Origin of the sequence: Rothia sp. HMSC069C03, assembly GCF_001811075.1 — a bacterium.
GTDB lineage: Bacteria > Actinomycetota > Actinomycetes > Actinomycetales > Micrococcaceae > Rothia > Rothia mucilaginosa.
In genome coordinates, this window is the sequence record NZ_KZ627136.1 from 1 (window position 1) to 1,116 (window position 1,116).

Annotated in this window: 1 rRNA gene; it reads left to right on the forward strand. The window is 51.9% G+C overall.

From position 1 onward, the window contains the following. Nucleotides 1-1,064: ribosomal RNA gene (locus HMPREF2779_RS04155) — 23S ribosomal RNA — on the forward strand; the annotation flags it as partial. Nucleotides 1,065-1,116 lie beyond the last annotated feature (52 nt).

Below are 1,116 nucleotides of genomic sequence, written 5' to 3' on the forward strand. Positions count from 1 at the left end.
AAGGTTAAGAGGATTGGTTAGCCCTTTTTGGGCGAAGCTGAGAATTTAAGCCCCAGTAAACGGCGGTGGTAACTATAACCATCCTAAGGTAGCGAAATTCCTTGTCGGGTAAGTTCCGACCTGCACGAATGGAGTAACGACTTCCCTACTGTCTCAACCATGAACTCGGCGAAATTGCAGTACGAGTAAAGATGCTCGTTTCGCGCAGCAGGACGGAAAGACCCCGTGACCTTTACTATAGTTTGGTATTGGTGTTTGGTTTGGCTTGTGTAGGATAGGTGGGAGACTGTGAAGCATGGACGCTAGTTTGTGTGGAGTCGTTGTTGAAATACCACTCTGGTCAATCTGGATGTCTAACTTCGGGCCATGATCTGGTTCAGGGACAGTGCCTGATGGGTAGTTTAACTGGGGCGGTTGCCTCCTAAAGTGTAACGGAGGCGCCCAAAGGTTCCCTCAGCCTGGTTGGCAATCAGGTGTTGAGTGTAAGTGCACAAGGGAGCTTGACTGTGAGACTGGCAGGTCGAGCAGGGACGAAAGTCGGGACTAGTGATCCGGCGGTACGTTGTGGAACGGCCGTCGCTCAACGGATAAAAGGTACCTCGGGGATAACAGGCTGATCTTGCCCAAGAGTCCATATCGACGGCATGGTTTGGCACCTCGATGTCGGCTCGTCGCATCCTGGGGCTGGAGTCGGTCCCAAGGGTTGGGCTGTTCGCCCATTAAAGCGGTACGCGAGCTGGGTTCAGAACGTCGTGAGACAGTTCGGTCCCTATCCGCTGCGCGCGTTGGAAATTTGAGAAAGGCTGTCCTTAGTACGAGAGGACCGGGACGGACGAACCTCTGGTATGTCAGTTGTACCGCCAGGTGCATGGCTGATTGGCTACGTTCGGGAGGGATAACCGCTGAAAGCATCTAAGCGGGAAGCCTGTTTCGAGATGAGATTTCCTGGCACTTTTTGGTGTGTGAGGCTCCTTATAGATGATGAGGTTGATAGGCCGGGTATGGAAGCGAGGACTGAAGACTCGTGGAGTTGACTGGTACTAATAGGTCGAAGGCTTACTTTTCAGGAAGTTGTTTGTTGTTTGCGTTCACTGTATGGTTTTTGGATAACAATCC